The sequence below is a fragment of the Paenibacillus dendrobii genome (assembly GCF_009807035.1).
GTDB classification, from domain to species: domain Bacteria; phylum Bacillota; class Bacilli; order Paenibacillales; family Paenibacillaceae; genus Paenibacillus_AQ; species Paenibacillus_AQ dendrobii.
Genome location: NZ_WUBI01000001.1, coordinates 1,638,902 through 1,657,573 on the forward strand (window position 1 = coordinate 1,638,902; position 18,672 = coordinate 1,657,573).

The following is an 18,672-nucleotide window of genomic DNA, read 5'->3' on the forward strand; positions in this document are numbered from 1 at the left end:
GCCACCTCCGATCATTGATTCATCTTTGCTTCATTAAAATTCAACGAACTATTTAACAATCCCTCTTCGGCTGAACTGAATTACTTATGGTATCTGTCGCGAAACCGGCTTGGCGATTCCCCCGTCCAGCGCTTGAACTGCCGGCTGAAATGCGCGATATTTTTATAGCCGAGCCGGATCGATACCGCCTCAACCGACAATTCCGGATCCATCAGCAGCAGCTTCGATTTCTTCAGCATCAAGGTCGACATATACTGCCGCGGCGACATGCCGTATACTTCCGTAAAAATCCGGTTCATCGCCGACGTGCTGTAGCCGACCATGGCTGCAATCGACGCGATGGTCTCGGCATGAAACCGATCGCCGCTGCCATCCAGAGCCCCCTCGATCTCCCGTTCCAGCAGTGCCGCCACTTTCGAAGCCGTTTGCGCATTTCTCGTAGGGGTCATTTGGCTTTCCTGCTCGGATAACGTTCCGCTCAGGCCCGCAAACAGTTCAAACAAGGCCGAGAGAATTCTCATCCGCGAGTCCACGCGCGAAGCAGTTTCGTCCGAGGTCAGCTCCAGCAGCTTGTTCAATGCGGGACGAACCGCATCCGCAAGGATACTGCCCGCTTTATGAAAACAAATGCGATTGCGGCATAACAGTTCGCGAAACGACCGCTCATCGACGTCGAAATGAAGACAGTAATACGTCATCTCCTCCCTGCCTATGACACGGCTTTCATGCTGATCGACTGGATTCAGCAGCATGAGATCACCCGGTTTTTGGACATACTTTCGGCCGTTGACGCTCATTTCTTGTACGCCCGACAATACGAGATTCACTTCAAAGAGCGGATGGTGATGCAGCGGGTAGGTCCAATCGCCTGCCACCGTACGCCAATGGGCTGCAAATACGCGGAAGGTCGAGTCGATATCGGGCAGCATATATTCTTTGCGCATGCGATCAGGCGGAAATTCCATGGCGATCAGCTCCTTGGATTTATTTTTTTGAAGGGCATATGCAATTTGCTTGAAATGGGTAAATATAAGCCTGCAATGGATATGGGAACGGCTCCACATCATTGATAAGATGAAGCTATTATAGCTTGGACCTATATCCCATAACGCTTATGAATAATGGGTAAACTTTTTTATTGAGGAGTGTTACGATGGCTGTGATCCAAAATCCGATTTTGACGGGCTTTAACCCTGATCCCTGCATCTGCCGGGTTGGTGAAGATTATTATATTGCCGTATCGACCTTCGAGTGGTTCCCCGGTGTCGGGATCTACCATTCGAAAGACTTGAAGCATTGGAGACTTGCCGCAAGACCGCTGAACCGACTTAGCCAGCTCAATATGATGGGCAACCCTGACTCCGGCGGCGTTTGGGCACCTCAATTATCTTATGCGAATGAGCAATTTTGGCTGATCTATACCGACGTGAAGGTGACGGAAGGCCAATGGAAAGACTGTCATAACTATCTCGTTACTTGCGACTCGATCGACGGCGAATGGTCCGAACCGATCCATATGAACAGCTCGGGCTTCGATCCTTCCCTGTTCCATGATGAAGACGGGAAGAAATATTTCGTCAATATGATGTGGGACCCGCGCGTGGGCCATCATCCTTTCTACGGCATCGTGCTTCAAGAATACGATGCTGATCAGCAGAAGCTGGTCGGCAAAGCGGAAGTCATCTTCCAGGGTACCGACATCAAGCTGACCGAAGCTCCCCATCTCTACAATATCAATGGCTGGTATTACCTGCTGACCGCGGAAGGCGGAACCCGTTACGATCACCAATCGACCATCGCCCGCTCGAAAGACATACACGGACCTTACGAGGTGCATCCGGACAATCCGCTGATCTCTTCCTGGTCTGCGCCGCGGAACCCGCTGCAAAAAGCCGGACATGCTTCGATCGTACAAACCCATACCGACGAATGGTTTCTGGTTCACCTGACGGGAAGACCGCTGCCAAGGGAAGGCGAGCCGCTGCTCGATCCACGCGGATATTGTCCGCTGGGCAGGGAAACGGCTATCCAGCGTTTGGAATGGCGGGACGGCTGGCCTTATGTCGTCGGCGGCAACCAACCTTCGCTTGAGATCGAAGGGCCCCGGATCGCCGAAGCACCATGGGGACCCGATGTTCCTGAAAAAGACGACTTCGACGGATTCACTTTAAATCCGCATTTCCAAACGCTGCGCATTCCGCTGGGGCCGGAAACGCTATCGCTCAGCGCCCGCCCCGGTCATCTGCGTCTGTACGGCAGAGAGTCACTGACATCGAAATTTACGCAGGCCCATGTCGCCAGACGCTGGCAGCATTTCAAGTTTTCGGCCGAGACGAAAGTGGACTTCCATCCGGTATCGTTCCAGCAATCCGCAGGACTCGTCAACTATTACAATACGCAGAACTGGACCTCCTGCCAGATCACATGGAACGAGGACAAAGGGCGCATATTGGAGCTTGTCGTTTGCGACAACTTCGTTTTCTCGATGCCGTTGACAGGCCGGGAGATCGCGGTTCCGGATGCAGCGGAATATGTGTACCTGCGTGTCGATGTCGACTATAACGTATATCATTATTCGTATTCGTTTAACGGCGAGGAATGGTCCGCGATCCCGGTGACGTTCCATGCTTATAAGCTATCTGACGATTATATCCAAGGCGGCGGATTTTTTACGGGCGCATTCGTCGGCATGCAATGCCAGGATACATCCGGTCAACGGCTGCACGCGGACTTCGACTATTTCAGCTATATAAATTGAACTAAAGCACTTCGCCTGTATTCCAGCTTGAATCGACGCGAAAAACATGAAAATCCCTTCCTGTCATCGGAGGGGATTTTTGCGTATGTGCTGCGAAACGGCAACAGGGCCTGCCCGAAATCATGCACTGATTTTTCGGAGCAGACCCTTCTATTCCTCTTGTTATCCTTTTACCGATCCTGCGGCGATTCCTTCCACAATCCGGTTGCTTAAGAACAGAAACATGACCAGAATCGGCAAAATGCTGATCATGAGCGTCGCCCCGATCGAACCCCAGTCCGTCGTGTACTGGCCGATGAAGTTCTGAACGCCGACCGTCAGCGTTTTATGCGAGTCCGAGCTGATGAACGTATTGACGAAAATAAATTCATTCCAATTATAAATCATGTTAATGATACCGGTCGTTGCGATGACCGAACTCGTCATCGGCAACACGATCTGGAAAAACAGACGGTTGACGGAACAGCCGTCCATCACCGCAGCCTCCTCCACTTCTCGCGGCAGCGCGTAATAAAAGCCCAGCATGATCATGATCGTGATCGGCATATTAAACGCAACATAGGACAAAATCAACGACAACGGATTATCCGTCAGCCCGACTTTATTAAAGATGCTGAACAGCGGAATCAGCGTAGAGTGAACGGGGATCATCATCGCTACCATAAACAATCCGAGCGCGAGCGAGCTCCCTTTCCATTTCATGCGTGTCATCGCAAAGGTTGTCAAGCTGCCCAGGATGATCGTTAGGGCGGAAGCGGCGACCGTAATCCACACGCTGTTCAGAAAATAAACGCTTATATTGCCTGCACTCCAGACTTTTTCATAGTTCTCCCATCGGAAATGGGTAGGGAGCGATAACGGCGGTAGGTTGAATACCTCCTGATTGTTTTTGAGCGAGAACAAGAACAGCCATACCAGCGGCAGTAATTGCAAGGCGGCAACAATCGTTAGAACGGCATAAAGCACGCCATAGCCGATTTTCAGGCCCGCCTTCGACTTGAATACAGACGGCGACAAAGCTTCGGACCTCATGAAGCACTCCTCCTTATGAATATTGGATTGTTTCTTTTGCGGCCGTTATTTTACGGATAACCCAAGTTACAATAAGGCAAATGACGAGCAGGAAAAAACCGGTCGCGCTGCCGTATCCGAAATCATAAGCACGGAATGCCGTGTGATACATGTAGGATGCCATCACTTCGCTCGAACCGTTGGGTCCGCCGTCGGTCATGACGTAGATCAGGTCGAAATATTTCAAGGAGCCGACGACCGCCAGTACCACCGTTACCTTGATCACTTCCATCGCAAGCGGCAGTTTGATTTTCCATGCAATCTGCAGGGCACTCGCCCCGTCGATCTTGGCGGCCTCTTCCAGCGAGGCAGGGATGTTTTTGAGCGCCGCATAATAAATCAAAATATAGAAACCTGCATATTGCCACAATATCGGAATGAACAGGGCAAATAAAACAAGCTTCGGCTCGGAGAGCCATGCAGGAGGATTTGCAACGCCAATCGACTCAAGTACGCTGTTTACAATACCGTTTGTCGGATGGTAAATCCGAAGCCAGAGCTGCGCAATCGCAACGGAGGAGAGCAGCATTGGTATCAAATATATTTTTCGGAACAGGTTCGCTCCTTTGATTCGGGTCGCCAGCACCATGGCGACTGCGAGGTAAATGATCAAGCTGGCGCAAGAAAATACGGCGAGCAGCAGGGAGTGCCACGCGCTCTTCCAAAAGGTACCATCTGTCAGCAGTGCAGCGTAATTATCGAGCCCGATAAATTTCATCCTGCCAATCCCGTTCCACTGGTTTAACCCGTAGTAAGCGGTGAGCACGATAGGAATATAAACGATCGCCATAATGAGCAGCAGCGCAGGCAGGACGTACAGGGCAATGATTTTCTTGTTGGACATGACTTTGTCCATGTTCTCCGACTCCTTTCTTACCGTCAAGGGTTGCGGGAAAAACTTATCCGGCCTGACAGCCGGATAAGTTTTTCCCTTCCTTTTATTCTCTAGTTGCCTTTTGCAATGGCCTTATCATGCTCTTCCGAGAATTTTTCAGGGGAGACGGCTTTGCCAAACAGCGCTTGAATCATGTTCAGATGGGTTTCAGCCGCATTGGCCGGCATCTGTACGTCTGCAAACAGGGTGATGCTGCTCGCCTTATTCATTTCATTAAAAAGATCGATGTATAATGGAGGCAGATCCAGAGCGGACGTATCCACTTTCGTGGCCGGTATGACACCCGCGCCGGTGACCGACTGCTCGCCCCACTTGGTCACAAAATATTGAACGAACGCTTTGGCTTCTTCTTTCACTTCGGAATTTTGGGATACGAACAAACCGACGCCCGGTCCGCCTACCCAGCTGTTGATATCGCCTTTGCCGCCCTCCACCGTAGGAAATTTAAAGAAGCCGACATTGTCGCGGAATTCCTTCGGAATCTCCTCATTGGTCGTGTAGTTTGGCAGTTCCCATGTTCCCATCAAATACATGGCGGCTTTTTCGTTCAGGAATTCGGCTTTGCCTTCTTCATTGGACAAGCCGTTAAAGCCTTTGACAAAAGCGTTGCTGTCTACAAGCGACTGCACTTCCTTGGCTGCTTGGACCAGTCCGGCATCTTTAAAGGAACCCGAACCGCCGATGGCATCCGCCAACGTTTTTTGACCCGCAATGCGGTCCGCCAAATACATGTACCAGAGCGATCCGGTCCAGCGGTCTTTGTTGCCGAGCGCGATCGGGGCTACGCCGTTATCGGAAAGCGTTTTCAGTATCCCCTTGAATTGCTCGTAGGTTTGCGGAACCTCCAAATTGTATTTTTTGAAAATGGCTTTGTTGTAATAGATCGGCGCAATGTTGAACTCGAGCGGAAGGGCGTAGGTTTTGTCGTCAACCGCGTAAGCTTCCGTCGTGCCCGCCACGAATTTATCTTTCAGCTCACCACCTAACAGATCATCAATCGGGGCAAACAGATTGCCTTCCACGTAAGGCTTCAGGAATCCGGCAGCCCATGTTACGCCGACGTCGGGGAGCTCATTGGATGCGGATAACACCTTCAATTTATTTTTATACTGCTCGTTATCCAGCACTTCCTGTTTGATCGTGACATTCTCATGTTCTTTCTGGTAATCGTTGATAATCTGGTTGACGATCTTGTTTTGTCCGGCGGATACGCCTTCAGGCCATAAATGCATGAACTTGATCGTTACCTTCTCGCTTGCACTCGTGCCCTCTTTGGATGCCGAACCGCCCGTGCCGCTGTCGCTTTTGCCGCAGCCTGCCGCAAATAGCGCCAAGCACATCGTCAAAAGCAATACGTTCCATTTTTTACTGAACATCTTGTTCACAGCCCCTTTATCTCGTTATCTTGAACGGGTTGCAACCGCTTACTTAAAGTTTAGCAGTCTACCGTCCGGGCCGTAAGGTCAGAGGGATTGGGACTCATACCACTTTTATTGGATCTTCTGCTCATCATCCAGCCACTGCTGCCGGTACTGGCCGGGACTTACGTTTTCCATGGCGCGGAATACCTTCACAAAATATTTTGAGGTCTGGTAACCCGCCTGCTGCGCAATCTCCGCAACGGATAGTCGGGTGCTTGTCAGTAGCTGTTTCGCCCGCTGTATTCGGCTTCGGGTAATATAATCGCTGAACGTAAGCCCTGTCTGCTCCTTGAAGTGTACGCTAAAATAGCTGGCGTTCATATGCAAGTGTTCGGCGGTTTCCCGCAAAGACACCGATTCCTGCAGATGTTCGTCCACGTACTGCAGCGCTTTTTGCACTTGGGGGCTGTACACCTTTTCCTCTTGAACGGTTTCCAGCAGCTTGGGATCCACCAGCTTTTGCATCTTCTCCATCCGGTCATTCCACGCCTCGCGCTCCAATGCGGTCTCCACCGCTTGTACGAGCTTGGTCTTGTCCAGCGGTTTCAGCAAGTAATCCATGACACCGAACTTCAGCGCGCTGTGCGCATATTCAAAATCGGAATGCCCCGATATGATAATGACCACCGGAGGGTGAGGCAAGCCGCACAGCCGCCCGACCAGCTCAAGTCCGCTCATTTCAGGCATACGGATATCGGTTATGATCAGGCTTGCCTCATGAGCATCCAGCCATGCCAGGGCCTCCATCCCGCTTGAAGCCACTTCAATCCGATACCCTCCTGAAGACCACATCTCCAATGTTTTGCGGATGCCTTCGCGCGTCCGAGGCTCATCGTCTACGACAAGAATATGTTTCACTGGGCTTTCCCCTTTCCATTATCAGGTATTTCAAACGAAATGACGGTACCTTTTCCTTCCCGACTACGGATGACGAGCCCTTCCGTTTCTTCCCCATACGTTAATCGCAGCCTCCGCTCCACATTCGCGATGCCGACGCCTTTCCCTTTGGAGGAGCTCATGTACCCCTCCTTCATCGCCTCATAAAGGGAAGATAACTTTTGCGCAGACATGCCCGGTCCGTCATCCGTCACCGTAATGCGCGTATACCCCACACGCTCTGACGGCTCGGCTTGCACCATGACCATTCCTTTTCCGCTGCGCTGCTCGACGCCATGCAGGATGGCGTTTTCCACGAGCGGCTGAATGAGCAGCTTCGGCAGCGGTACGGCACGGCGTTCATCTTGCGTGTCAATGCTCCACGACAAGCGGTCAAGCATGCGCATCTTCATGATCGTTAGATACCGTCCCGCGTGATCAAGCTCATCCCCGATCGTCACCCATTCATCTTCTTCCGACCGGTTGATGACATATCGGAATAAACCCGACATGGACACGACGATTTGCGCCAGCTCCTCTTCCCCTTTATCCTCCAGCGCCCAATAGAACGCCTCCAGCGTATTGAACAGAAAATGCGGGTTGATCTGAGCCTGAAGCGCTTTCAATTCGGTTCTGCTTTGGATAATCTCTTTCTGGTATACCACCTCGATGAGTTCGTTCAGCGAATCGACCATCTGATTGTACGTATTGTTGAGTTCACGCAGCTCCATCGTGGTAGAACTGATGGCATTATGCTTCAGATTGCCGAACCGCGAACCGCGCATCGCTTTGATTAAGTTGAGGATCGGGCGCGTGATCATCGTGGACAACGCAAAACTCAAAATAAGAAACAAGAGCGCCCCGGCAAGTCCGGAAACGACGATGACCGTACGCAGCACCGATATGCCTTCGGTCGTGTAATCCACGGGCGTTAAAATGACCAAAGCCCAGCCGGTCGTCTTGGAGCGGCTCTCGACCGCAATATAGGCTTCGTCCCCGAGCTCGATCGTCTCCCCATCGTGATGAAGCACCTGCCTTGAATCGATCGACCTGTCAAAATTGGAAAAAATCCTTCTTCCCTCTTCGTCAAACAATCCCATTCTTTCTCGCGTCCCGCTTTTGGAAACCGAGTCGTTATCCGTAAGCGCGAAATAGCTTTTATCGATGCGGACCAATACGTATCCCCCGTGAGCGAAAGATTGATCCATCAGACGTACCTGCCGGATCGCCGTCACCGTGTCTGCATCGCGTGGATCAAGCCCCAGCCAGACCAGCTTTCCCTTGGCTTGATCGGCTTTCCGAATCGATGTATCGGACACCCGGTCGGTCAAATTCAGATCGGACAGAGGAACCAGACTCCGGTCATCCGTCATATAAAGCTCCAATGAACGGATCCCCGTCGTATAGGCCTCATACTTGCGGACTTCCTGCTGCAGCGACTGGCGCATGCCGAAGTTGACCCGCTCCCCTTGGACTTCCTTGCCCAGCAGTGTCTGGATCGTGGCATCCGTCGCCACCTGCGTCGACAGCATATCGATCTGCTTCAGCAATGCATCCAGCTGTCCCGCAGCTTGAACCGCCGTTTGCTGAACATGCTTTTCGGCATTGTTGCGCAGCAGCACCGACACCCGATCGAACATGATGATGCCGACCAGCGCCAATATAATGCACATGACCAGCATAAATCCCAATAAGATCTGATTGCGCAGGGTATTCCATTTCCCCATATGAACCAACGTTTTGCTCACCCCTCTAGAACCGTAAACATCCCGGTGCCGTGATGAAATCGTCTTTTAAGCTCCTCAATTCCTGCCTGAATTGTACACCAAGCCGCGCCGGATGACGAGTCCGTTATGCGGCTTTGTTCCCATCCAAGTTTTAACGAAAACAAAAAAAGCGCCTCTAAGAAGTTGGCGCTTCTTTGATCCACCTCGGTTTTCCGTAAAATGGAGCACTCGTCCGAAGGGCTTCGCTCGAAGGGTTGTTCGTTTTATCGCTTATAGTCGGGCTGTTCTAAAGTAAGAGGATTCGGATTGCTGAGCACCCAATGCACGGCCAGTTCGCACAGTCTCGCAGGTTCTTCACTACCGTTTCCATTGTTAAGTTCTTTCGCTAATGTTACTGCCTCCTGAAGTGAAGCGGGACGTAATGGTGTACCTAAGCTAAAATAATGTATCAAACTTTTGAGCATTTTACGATATTCATGATCCCTGTTAATTCCTCCATTATCTAAAATTTCGTATGAAACTTTACCAGTAATCCGGATCACCTCACCCTGTACGGTTTTCGCATGTCCTTTTGAAGGGATTAATAAATTCCAGAGTTCATGATGCTGCGCCTGCCATCCCTGTGTTGATACGGTTATGGAAGAGGCGCCGTCGTGCGTCTTTCGCTTCTCTACCGGAGTAACATCAAAAAGCTCATATAGACGTAAAAGTGCCTCATCGGTCTGCTTCAAATATTCTTTATTAAAACCTTCTCTGTGAAATTCAAAGTCGTTTCCGATTCGCTTAATCGAGTCTGTCATTTCCGGCGTTACCGTTGTTCCGGCGTTTAGCAAAATATCGGCAACTTCCGCCATATGGACAATATCCGCATTTCTGCACATGGCCAACGCTTTTTCTAATGGAGTCTGTCTCATTTCATTTTTTGCGCTGATATTTGCGCCTCTAGACACCAACGTGTAAACCGCTTTGGGTTTGAATGAACCTGCGGCGGCAAATAAAGGTGTCTCGTTTTTATCATCAACAGCTTCTGCATCTGCACCCAAATCAAGCAGCAATTCAGAATTACCGCACCAACTCATTGCATGTTTGTGCAAAGGCGTTGCTCCGTAATTGTCTCTAGCATTTATATCCGCACCCTGTTCCACGAGCCAGCGAACCAATTCATCCTGCACCTGGTAAAAGCTCAAGGCTGTTGATTTACTGTAACCGCCACGGGCATCCAATTCGCAACGGGTAAATACCTCTTTTAATGCAGATATGTCGCCTGCCTCAATAAGTTCATCAAAATTTTTAGGTAAGGTTTTTTTCTTCTTACCCATATGTGTTTTCTCCTTACGTTTGGTTATTAAATTTCTTCATCGCCATATAAACCCCACATTTTACCATACACGGGTCCGACGGACTTAGCCTTACAGGATTGTGAACTGATGAATAATCCTCTCTGCCCCACCTGGAAATCCCCATGCATCTTTATCTCTTCTACGTTGCAATAAAATTTGTCCTTTTTCATTAGTTATAATTGCTCCGGAAAAATTAAGAATTATCATTTCGCTACCGACCTTGCTTCTAATTCATTTTATATAATCCATTGTTTTCCCCTTTACTATGAAAAGACTTAATGAATTTCAAACTCAAATCTATGCTTCAAATAATACTTGGTTCCAGCTCGATCAACGTCTGAGAATTGCCTAGGATCTTTAATCATTAATCTATACACTTCATCCATGGTTACCCACCTAATGTCCTTCGTTTCATCTCCTACTGCTAATACATTGCCTTCTACCTTACATATAAAATACATCACCGTTCAGCAAGAATTTTTTTAGACTTATTTAGCATTTTATACACCAATCGTATATTAATTAGATTTCAGTAATTTCAGTTTTACTAGCACCCATTTACTTTCTTTAAATTTATATATCATTTCAAAGCGCGCAATAAATTCTTTCGAACCAGAATCTACTATGTATAAATCTCCTTTCAATCCATAGACTCCATCAGTCTCTATATACATAGGTTCAAAAATATAATTTTTATTAGGATTTAATTCGGTCCCACTCTTATATAACTCCAATAACTTTTCCGGAAGATTGACTTCATATTGAACATTCAATTTTTTAGAATGGAATTTTCCTTTATCGTTTTCTATCGAAAAACTTAAAGATTCATCGTCTAATAAACCTTCGTAGGGTAAGGATATTAAATTATGATTGACTAAACTGTAAAATTGATATTCTTTTTCATAATCGTGAATAGCACCACTATGAATGACAACCATAATTTCATCAAGTTTGTCTCCAGTAAAATCCGCAAGAAATAATTCGGGAATTCCAGTAGAATTATCGACTATTCTTCGATCAACGATTATTTCATTCGTGTCGGTATTGGTTACTCTTAAATTTGTGAAGAGCGTATGATTATGATCGGAACCTGAAACATATTCACCCAATAATTCAACGCGTTGTTTACCGGAATCCATTTTTAACATACCGTCCTTAGATTCAAAAACATCTAAATGATTTATCGATAAATTTTCATTCACATCTATTATTGGTTCAATAATCATAGAATGGTCAATTTTCTCAGACTTCTGATATGTACCGGAAGAATCAAAATTATTATTTGCACGATGGACTGGATATTCAGATTTGCATAAAATAAAAGTGAATATGAAAACCATTAATACGAGATAAATACTTCTTTTCATTTTAAACAACCTCATAATCTCATTTTATTATATTGGCTCCAATACTCTGTTTTTAATTCCATCCATTTTTCTTTTTTCTCAAGTATATTTTTATAATTGCTCGCTTCATTTCCCAAACTTAAAAATTCATCTAATTGTCTATAAAACAAATCGAAAGCTTCCGCTTCATCTGGTGAAAAGAAATTTATTATACTGCTCCAATGATGCGTACAATACACCATCCAAAAAAATTTTTAAGTTGATTATCGACTATGTACCAATATACATGCCTGGTCTATTCTTAATTTTTTGTAGAAGCTCATAGAGTTCTTCGCTTGTCATTCTTTTCATAAATATCACCTCTAGTGCTTATTTAATATATACTATGAAAAATCCAACAGCTTGATTTAGAACTTATCCTACATTATAAACTCAGCTTTCGCAGCTACAAATTAGCTTAAACTTGCTGCGGCTGTAAGGACAGAGCGCATTTTTTCAAAAAAACACTCTCTTAGTTTGTTATCATGGAAGTGTCGAGATACACTCTGCGACGCTTGGCTGGTCCGATCGGGCCTGCAGCGTGAATACGATGTTATGTGATGGTGCATTGAGTTACCCACAAAATTCATTCATCTATCCGACAAGTCTTAAATTGAATACTGTTTTTGAACTCTTGGTAATAAAGTTATTATTTGTATAATCAATCCAATTATTATTTAAATCATATGAATTATTGAAAACATATTCAGAATATACATTTGAATTGTAATCCAAATGATTAATTCAAATCCAGAATATAATGAAAGTGTCCATGACCAATGTTTATCCGGAAATATATTAAGTCTGTCGGCCATTTTCCATTTCCACTTTCTGAATAGGCAGCGGGACATCCCCATCAGTTCTCCACTTGGATCGATAATAAATGCTATTCCACCAAAAATTGCCCCTATCCCTAAAAGTATTTGAAGTACGATTAATATTATGGATCATGTATGAACCTTCTTTCACAAAATTCATTTCGAAGAATTTCGCACGTTCAGATAACATTGTATATTCACGACGCGAGCCGGCCTTAGATAGCTCTTATCTTAGGCCGGCTCGTGTGTCGTTCGTGTTATCTTGCATGATTATACATCGGACGATCAAGGGGCGTAAGCCCCGCAGCGTGAATACCAGTGTTATGCGCCGTTACTGTCCGAAGTATCACCTAAAAACCTTTGGTCAAAATTCCAACTCTATTTTTTACTTTGGTATACAAACTCAACTTCACCATCTAGCAAATATCGATATTCAAATAATTGCATTGTTCTTTCCCTAATTCTCTCCCGTGTAACCGTGCCTAGGCTTACCGATCCTTGTGATCCAAGGTAACCATTATTAATAAATGTCTTCTCTACAAATTTTGTTTCCCTTAAGTGATACTGTAACCATTCTTTCTGCGATTCAATTAGTGCTTCTCTTGGTTCTCCATCCAACTTAGAAAGAAGCTTTTTATATATTTGATTCAACTCTTTATCCCAAATCTCTGTATATTTGCTTTCCAACGCCCCCCATCCCAATGTTGTAATAATCTCTTTGGAATTTTGAAATTCATTAAATTCCACTTCATAATCATGATCTATAGGATTTCGAAGCATTTCATCATAAAATTCTCCTTTCAAATCATAGTTCCCAATGCTCATGGATAACACTTCATTGTTAGAAGGATCTGATCGACCTTCAGTTATTTCTTTGGATTCTGTTCCATTACCTGTATTCACTACATCAGGAGGCAGTTCAGAATTCATTATTGATTTAGTTTCGCTGTTCAGGGCAGTCGATTGACTAATATTTTGACAAGATGAAAACATTATTGTAATAAAAAATAATAAGAGAATCTTACCTTTCATAAATTATCTCCTTAAATATAATGGCGCATAACGTTGTTGTATCTACGAACCCGAGAGGCCTAAGGGAGCAATGCGACCGGGTCCGACGGATTTAGCTTCGCAGGGTTGTGTGCTGATTCAATTTCCCTGCCTACCTCATCTTGCGAACCAAGGGCGTAGCCCGCAGCTTAGATACTGTGTTATGTGATGCGGTGGCTTCATTGATTAACTTGCGTCATTCAATTGATTATCCATCTATTCCTCTTGATACCAAAGTTCCTGAGTCTTTCTATAAGTTGTCCTGTATGATGCTGGATATGTCTTATTGAATGTAGATGCAATTCCATTCTGCTGAATGGTAACCAATCAAAACCGGAATTCGCATCTAAATCATCTTGATTAATTCGAATGGGTACCTCTTGTCTTATTAATTCAAGGTATTCATTGAGGTCTTCTTTTGAATATTTCTCATCAATTTTCGGTGTATGATGCGGAGGCCAAGGAACAGGCCCCATAAACTGATATTCATTTCTTGCTTTTTTCCATTTTGGAAACTCATTTGCATTAGGACCTAGATAAAGATGAGTAAAAAATAATGCGTGATAAACGATATGCCAGTACTTGTTTTCATGCTCTTGATGGTCCCATAATTCATTGGGACAATTATGGATAGCGTCTTGTAACATATTCAAAGAAGATAGCATTTGAGAAATAATCGTTTTCTTCATTGAATTCCCTCTCTTTCATTGGTTTTCACCGGTTTCACGTAACGTTCTTGTATTCACGACGTCCCTCCACCTTAAGGTCACGAAGTGACCGGCCGCGATGCGGTTAGATGGAGGGATGTGTCCGGCTTAATATGCTTCCTCGTTACTGAAATGCCTCGTCTTCTACTTCATTATTTATTTTATGATATGTAGGAAATTTTCCTTTTGAAAGAATTTAGTTTTTACACCTTTACGCTGATTTCCTATAACGTTGTTGTGTTCACGACGTCCCACCGACTTAAGGCAGCGAAGGTGCCGGGCGCGATGCGCTTAGTCGGTGCGGATGTGTCCGGCCAATCTTCCCTGAAACCCCTATGCCGGATCGAGGGGGCTTGTCCACCGACGCTTGAACAATGTGTTAGACGAAGTTATCTCTCCTTGATCTACTTCCAAATCTCTGATCTTGAACCTCGTCATATTCTTGTTTTATTCTTCTAATCTCACAATAATAGTGTTTCCAAAGAAAGTTTATTTGTTCCCTCTCCTTATATTAGAATTATAATCCAAAGCGATCTGTCCCCGCACTTTAAATATTCGCAAAGAAAAAGTCGCGACTCCGAAGTGAGTTCATACCTCCGACTAACTCGCGACTACTTTGTTTATACTTTATTAAATAGGGTCTTGATTACTATCAATAGGAAGTCGCCTCATTCTATAGTCGGCATCCTTATTCTATCGTTTCTCGTTAGCTCAATGACCTTAGTCATTGAGAATTAATCTATTGGATCAATTTTTTACGGTATGAGAATTTTACATATTCTAACTCAGGAAGACAAGATAATCGGCAAGTTTATCGAAAGTCCCCTCAAGATCTTGTTGGAGCTTTGGAGCCATACCGTTGTATGATTCTTGTTCCTCAGCGGAAGCGTTCATAGGGTAACCTTTCAGTTTTAAAACAGTTTTACCTTTGCTATCTTCAAACGTTATGATATTTAAAATTTCAAGAGGCCAGCTCGTGCTAAATGGCGCTCGGATCGTATTGCCTTGCTCATCGGAAAAGGATTGAATATAAGTAACTTTCTCAGGATCGACAACCTCTTGGTACTCAAATTTTCTCCACATAACCAGATTTCCGTCAGGAGACGTCTGAAAACCTAACAATGCACCACCTGATTGAGCGTCCATTTTAACGACTTCGAGGGTGGACCCCTTTGGTCCCCACCATTTCGCGAAATGCTCAAGCTCTGTCCATGCTTTAAATACGAGTTCGCGAGGGGCATTGAATACACGCGTAATTTCAAACGATTGATTTAGATTATTACCCATGAAAATCCTCCTCCTTTTATTTCACAGTTCAAAGATACTAGTATCTGTTTAATATCTTTGCCTTTAGAACTTATAGATGCACTAACAGAGAATTTCGTCTAACGTTCCTGTATTCATGAACCCCACAGGGGTTGTCTGCTGAAATGCTTCTCCGAATTCCTGTGCTTACTCACAAATTAGCCTTTTATGTAATTCTTGTTATAGAGAGCTTTAACGATATGCATCTGATGATTATGGGAAATTCCATTTCCATTACTAGCTCTATTCCATAGTTCTTTGATATCTTCTAATAGTTTGGGTTGTTCAGTTATTAATTCAATTGCCCTAATTGCATAATTCTTATTGATAGAATTTTCCCTTGTGTTATATATTCCTTTTGGAATTCCTTCAATAAATCCATCTTCACATAGTCCTAAGAAAGCGTTCTTTGGACAACCTTTCTTTTGTCCCCATGATCCCTTACCAAAAAGTTTTGATGTAGCCATGTCCCAAGCCTTAACTGGTGAATCAGTAACCCCCTGATACACTAATTCAACCGCTTCTATAGCTGCCTGTGCATACTTACTCATATAATTGCCTCCTTGAGTTACCGCATATAATATTGCAACTGTTTCGCATAACGTTCTTGTATTCACGACGCCCCACCAGCTTAAGCCACGAAGTGGCGGCCGCGATGCGGTTAGGTGGTGCGGGTGTGTCCGGCTGATTCTGCTTCCTTGCTACTGAAAAACCACTTCGAATCCACATCTAACTTCTCCCGGACCGAGGGCGAATGCCCGATGCGTGAATATAGTGTTATCCGATGCTGCTACTTCATTGAAACATTCAAACATTGCCTGTGTCCTTAATATCTATTATTTCATTTTCAGATACTAAATAATCTTCTCCTTGTTCTAGCACATAAATATAAAAAAACTTCTCATTGCTGTCTTCGTCATACCAAAATATATCTTCCACAACCGAAACCATATTATTAAACGAAATTTCTGGATCTTTAAAAGTAAATTTATATTTTCTTCCCGTCAATAAATATGTACATTCCCCTTTAAGTTTTACAGTTATTATCCATTCTAAGGATAATATTCTCTTCGCTATTTCACAGTATTCCTCTAATGACTTTTTAAAGTCATCGTCAAACTGACTTGTAAAAATCTCTTGAATTCTAAGTCCAAGTTCTCGTTCATTATGTACTTGCAATAAAGAGTCCTCTATTAACTGTTCTTCTCCAGAATACTCATCATCAGGAGCATGACTCATTAAATATAACGGGTCCCAATTACTTAAAATCTTTAAAATAGATGTCATCAGTGTTCGGTCCCCCATAATATAAGTTCTCGGCAGTTTCACATAACGGTCTTGTGTTCATGACGTCCCACCACCTTAAAGGAGCGTATGCGACTGGCCGCGATGCGGTTAGGTGGTGCGGATGTGTCCGATGAATATGCTTCCATGTTGCTGAGATGCCTCTCCGATTCGACTTCTAACTTCTCTCGGACCGAGGGGCGCATGCCCCGACGCATGAACATGGTGTTATAAGACGTTCCCGCCATCTCTGAAATACCTTCACTACTTAATCCCTTTTAGTCCGCCGTATTTCAATGATATTTCGTTTAGTTCTTCAAGAGTTTTTACAATATAACTTTGATCTGCTTCAAAAAAGAACATTAAAACATTATCAATAGATGAGAATTCTTTATATCTTCCTTCAACTTCTACCCTTCCTCTATTATTGATTTTAATACTTAATTCAAAATTCGTTTCGTAATTTGCTAGCTTTGCTTCTCCATTGCAGTTATCATAAATTTCATTAAGTTGATTCTTAAATATAAATATTTCACCGGTAGAGACCCATAAGTTCCCGGAAGCAGTGTAACTTCCACTCTTGATAATTACTGAACCTTCTGCTTCATAGCCACCCCAATGGCAAGTATCTTCTGGAAATCCATGAACCTTCATTAATTGTATTATCAAGTACTGATTATTCTCACCATATATTTGAAATTGAATCATCATGCCCCTACCTCTCTTGAACTTGTACCTTTAGCGGGGATTTCTTTTAACGTCCCCGTATCCACGACGTCCCACCGACTTAAGCGACCAACGGAAGCGGCCGCGATGCGGTTAGTCGGTGCGGATGTGTCCGCCTGATTCCCGCTGCCTTGCCATTCCTCTTCGGGCGGACCGAGGAACCGCCAGGTTCCGAAGTGTGGATATGATGTTAGGTGATGTTGCAGCTTCTTAGAATTCACGTCTAAATTGTTCTTTAAATATAGCTCTAATCGGTTTTAAAAATTCTTCATTATTTTTGTAATAAATGTTGTTAATTTCATTTGGAATGAATCCCAGTGTTTTTTTCTCATTCTCAAATAAAGTAATCCCAAATATATATCCTACTCGTCCCTCTTGATTATCGTCAGGATCTAGTTCAATATTTTTGATTTTATTTAGCCATTGTTGAATTGTTTTCTGATCTACAATCGTTCTTCTCTCTCCTGTTGATCCATCCAGTAATTCAACTTTGTCTACTTTAGATATACTCCCTGGATAAGCTTTAGTTAGGCTAATTGGATTTAATTGGTCTGGTTTTGGATCTTCGGCATTCGATTGACATCCAATTGCAAAAATCAATATAAGTAGAATCAATACTTTCTTTATGGTATTCACCAACCTTTGCATTAATTTGAAGTTGATAAAATACAAACGAAAATTGTAACTTATATGTTTCAATGCTCTCGGCAATTTCACCTAACGTTCTCGTATTCACGACGTCCCACCGACTTAAGGCTCCGCCAGGAGTCGGCCGCGATGCGGTTAGTTGGTGCGGATGTGTCCGCCTGATTCCACATCTCGAAATGCTTCAGGCGGACCAAGGGACGACGTCAATCGTCACGCCGCGTGAATATAATGTTATGTGCAGTTCGGCGCTTCTTCGAAATTGCTCCCACTATTCGTACTTTTCTTTAATTCTCCAAGGAATATAACAACTGAATTCCAATTGAATAATAGGTTTTGGAAAGTCATTCGGTACACAGGCAATATCTTCACTGCTAAAACCAAGTCCATAATTATCTATCTTTATCAAATTTATACTACTCCATTTATCAATGATCTTTGTCGGCCCGGCAATGATATTGCCGACAAGATGATAAAAACCCATATAATGCACTTCACCCTTTTCATTCAATCCAAATTCCATAAACTCCCCTTCCTTACTTGGATCAACTCCGAGCTTACGAAAAAACTCAAAAAGTTCTGAACTCATGTACTCACAGTTAACTCGATAATTCTTGCATATATTACAACTACAATCACCATTTAGATCATGCATTGTGTAGTA

General features: G+C 44.4%; 18 protein-coding genes. 2 read left to right on the forward strand and 16 right to left on the reverse strand.

The genetic code is table 11. From position 1 onward, the window contains the following. Window positions 1–80: 80 nt before the first annotated feature. Window positions 81–965, reverse strand: a complete 885-nt coding sequence (locus GRF59_RS07030; protein ID WP_160496890.1) for a helix-turn-helix domain-containing protein — start codon at window positions 963–965, stop codon at window positions 81–83. Between the two features lie 188 nt (window positions 966–1,153). On the opposite strand from GRF59_RS07030, the gene GRF59_RS07035 reads away from it, so the two are divergent. Continuing rightward, window positions 1,154–2,758, forward strand: coding sequence for a glycoside hydrolase family 43 protein (locus GRF59_RS07035; protein ID WP_160496891.1), 1,605 nt, complete (start codon window positions 1,154–1,156; stop codon window positions 2,756–2,758). Between the two features lie 162 nt (window positions 2,759–2,920). On the opposite strand, the gene GRF59_RS07040 is transcribed toward GRF59_RS07035, so the two are convergent. The 9 genes from GRF59_RS07040 to GRF59_RS07085 form a co-directional block, all read right to left on the reverse strand. Further along, on the reverse strand, window positions 2,921–3,790 hold the full coding sequence (locus GRF59_RS07040) for a carbohydrate ABC transporter permease (RefSeq protein WP_160496892.1): 870 nt from the start codon (window positions 3,788–3,790) through the stop codon (window positions 2,921–2,923). Window positions 3,791–3,803: 13 nt separating this feature from the next. Further along, window positions 3,804–4,685: a carbohydrate ABC transporter permease gene (locus tag GRF59_RS07045; RefSeq protein WP_160496893.1), complete on the reverse strand. Its 882-nt coding sequence runs from the start codon at window positions 4,683–4,685 to the stop codon at window positions 3,804–3,806. 89 nt (window positions 4,686–4,774) lie between these two features. Then, entirely contained in the window at window positions 4,775–6,100 is a 1,326-nt protein-coding gene (locus GRF59_RS07050; protein ID WP_160496894.1) for an extracellular solute-binding protein, read from the reverse strand. A 114-nt stretch (window positions 6,101–6,214) separates the two neighbouring features. Continuing rightward, on the reverse strand, window positions 6,215–7,003 hold the full coding sequence (locus GRF59_RS07055; protein WP_160496895.1) for a response regulator: 789 nt from the start codon (window positions 7,001–7,003) through the stop codon (window positions 6,215–6,217). Further along, the gene (locus GRF59_RS07060) at window positions 7,000–8,748 is read right to left on the reverse strand and encodes a cache domain-containing sensor histidine kinase (RefSeq protein WP_202128504.1); all 1,749 of its coding nucleotides are present in this window, start codon (window positions 8,746–8,748) and stop codon (window positions 7,000–7,002) included. Before GRF59_RS07060 ends, GRF59_RS07055 begins: the two co-directional genes overlap by 4 nt. Window positions 8,749–9,011: 263 nt before the next feature. Continuing rightward, window positions 9,012–10,067 (reverse strand): ankyrin repeat domain-containing protein, encoded by a 1,056-nt coding sequence (locus tag GRF59_RS07065; RefSeq protein WP_160496896.1) that lies wholly within the window; start codon window positions 10,065–10,067, stop codon window positions 9,012–9,014. 539 nt (window positions 10,068–10,606) lie between these two features. Further along, the gene (locus GRF59_RS07075; RefSeq protein ID WP_160496897.1) at window positions 10,607–11,455 is read right to left on the reverse strand and encodes a hypothetical protein; all 849 of its coding nucleotides are present in this window, start codon (window positions 11,453–11,455) and stop codon (window positions 10,607–10,609) included. 1,214 nt (window positions 11,456–12,669) lie between these two features. Then, entirely contained in the window at window positions 12,670–13,323 is a 654-nt protein-coding gene (locus GRF59_RS07080) for a lysozyme inhibitor LprI family protein (protein WP_160496898.1), read from the reverse strand. Between the two features lie 218 nt (window positions 13,324–13,541). Continuing rightward, on the reverse strand, window positions 13,542–14,030 hold the full coding sequence (locus GRF59_RS07085) for a DinB family protein (protein WP_160496899.1): 489 nt from the start codon (window positions 14,028–14,030) through the stop codon (window positions 13,542–13,544). A 204-nt stretch (window positions 14,031–14,234) separates the two neighbouring features. On the opposite strand from GRF59_RS07085, the gene GRF59_RS07090 reads away from it, so the two are divergent. Further along, window positions 14,235–14,507, forward strand: coding sequence for a hypothetical protein (locus GRF59_RS07090; RefSeq protein ID WP_160496900.1), 273 nt, complete (start codon window positions 14,235–14,237; stop codon window positions 14,505–14,507). A 321-nt stretch (window positions 14,508–14,828) separates the two neighbouring features. Here GRF59_RS07090 and GRF59_RS07095 read toward each other — a convergent pair whose 3' ends face one another. From GRF59_RS07095 to GRF59_RS07125, 6 genes are all read right to left on the reverse strand, one after another. Beyond that, the gene (locus GRF59_RS07095) at window positions 14,829–15,335 is read right to left on the reverse strand and encodes an SRPBCC family protein (RefSeq protein WP_160496901.1); all 507 of its coding nucleotides are present in this window, start codon (window positions 15,333–15,335) and stop codon (window positions 14,829–14,831) included. Between the two features lie 176 nt (window positions 15,336–15,511). Beyond that, a complete protein-coding gene (locus tag GRF59_RS07100; protein ID WP_160496902.1) occupies window positions 15,512–15,904 on the reverse strand; it encodes a DUF6979 family protein in 393 nt (130 codons plus the stop codon). A 256-nt stretch (window positions 15,905–16,160) separates the two neighbouring features. Continuing rightward, window positions 16,161–16,640 (reverse strand): DUF1871 family protein, encoded by a 480-nt coding sequence (locus tag GRF59_RS07105; protein WP_160496903.1) that lies wholly within the window; start codon window positions 16,638–16,640, stop codon window positions 16,161–16,163. 261 nt (window positions 16,641–16,901) lie between these two features. Next, complete coding sequence (locus GRF59_RS07110) at window positions 16,902–17,348, reverse strand: WapI family immunity protein (RefSeq protein ID WP_160496904.1); 447 nt, start codon at window positions 17,346–17,348, stop codon at window positions 16,902–16,904. Window positions 17,349–17,573: 225 nt separating this feature from the next. After that, window positions 17,574–17,963 (reverse strand): hypothetical protein, encoded by a 390-nt coding sequence (locus GRF59_RS07120; RefSeq protein ID WP_160496906.1) that lies wholly within the window; start codon window positions 17,961–17,963, stop codon window positions 17,574–17,576. Between the two features lie 316 nt (window positions 17,964–18,279). Continuing rightward, entirely contained in the window at window positions 18,280–18,597 is a 318-nt protein-coding gene (locus GRF59_RS07125) for a hypothetical protein (protein ID WP_237391667.1), read from the reverse strand. Between the last annotated feature and the right edge of the window lie 75 nt (window positions 18,598–18,672).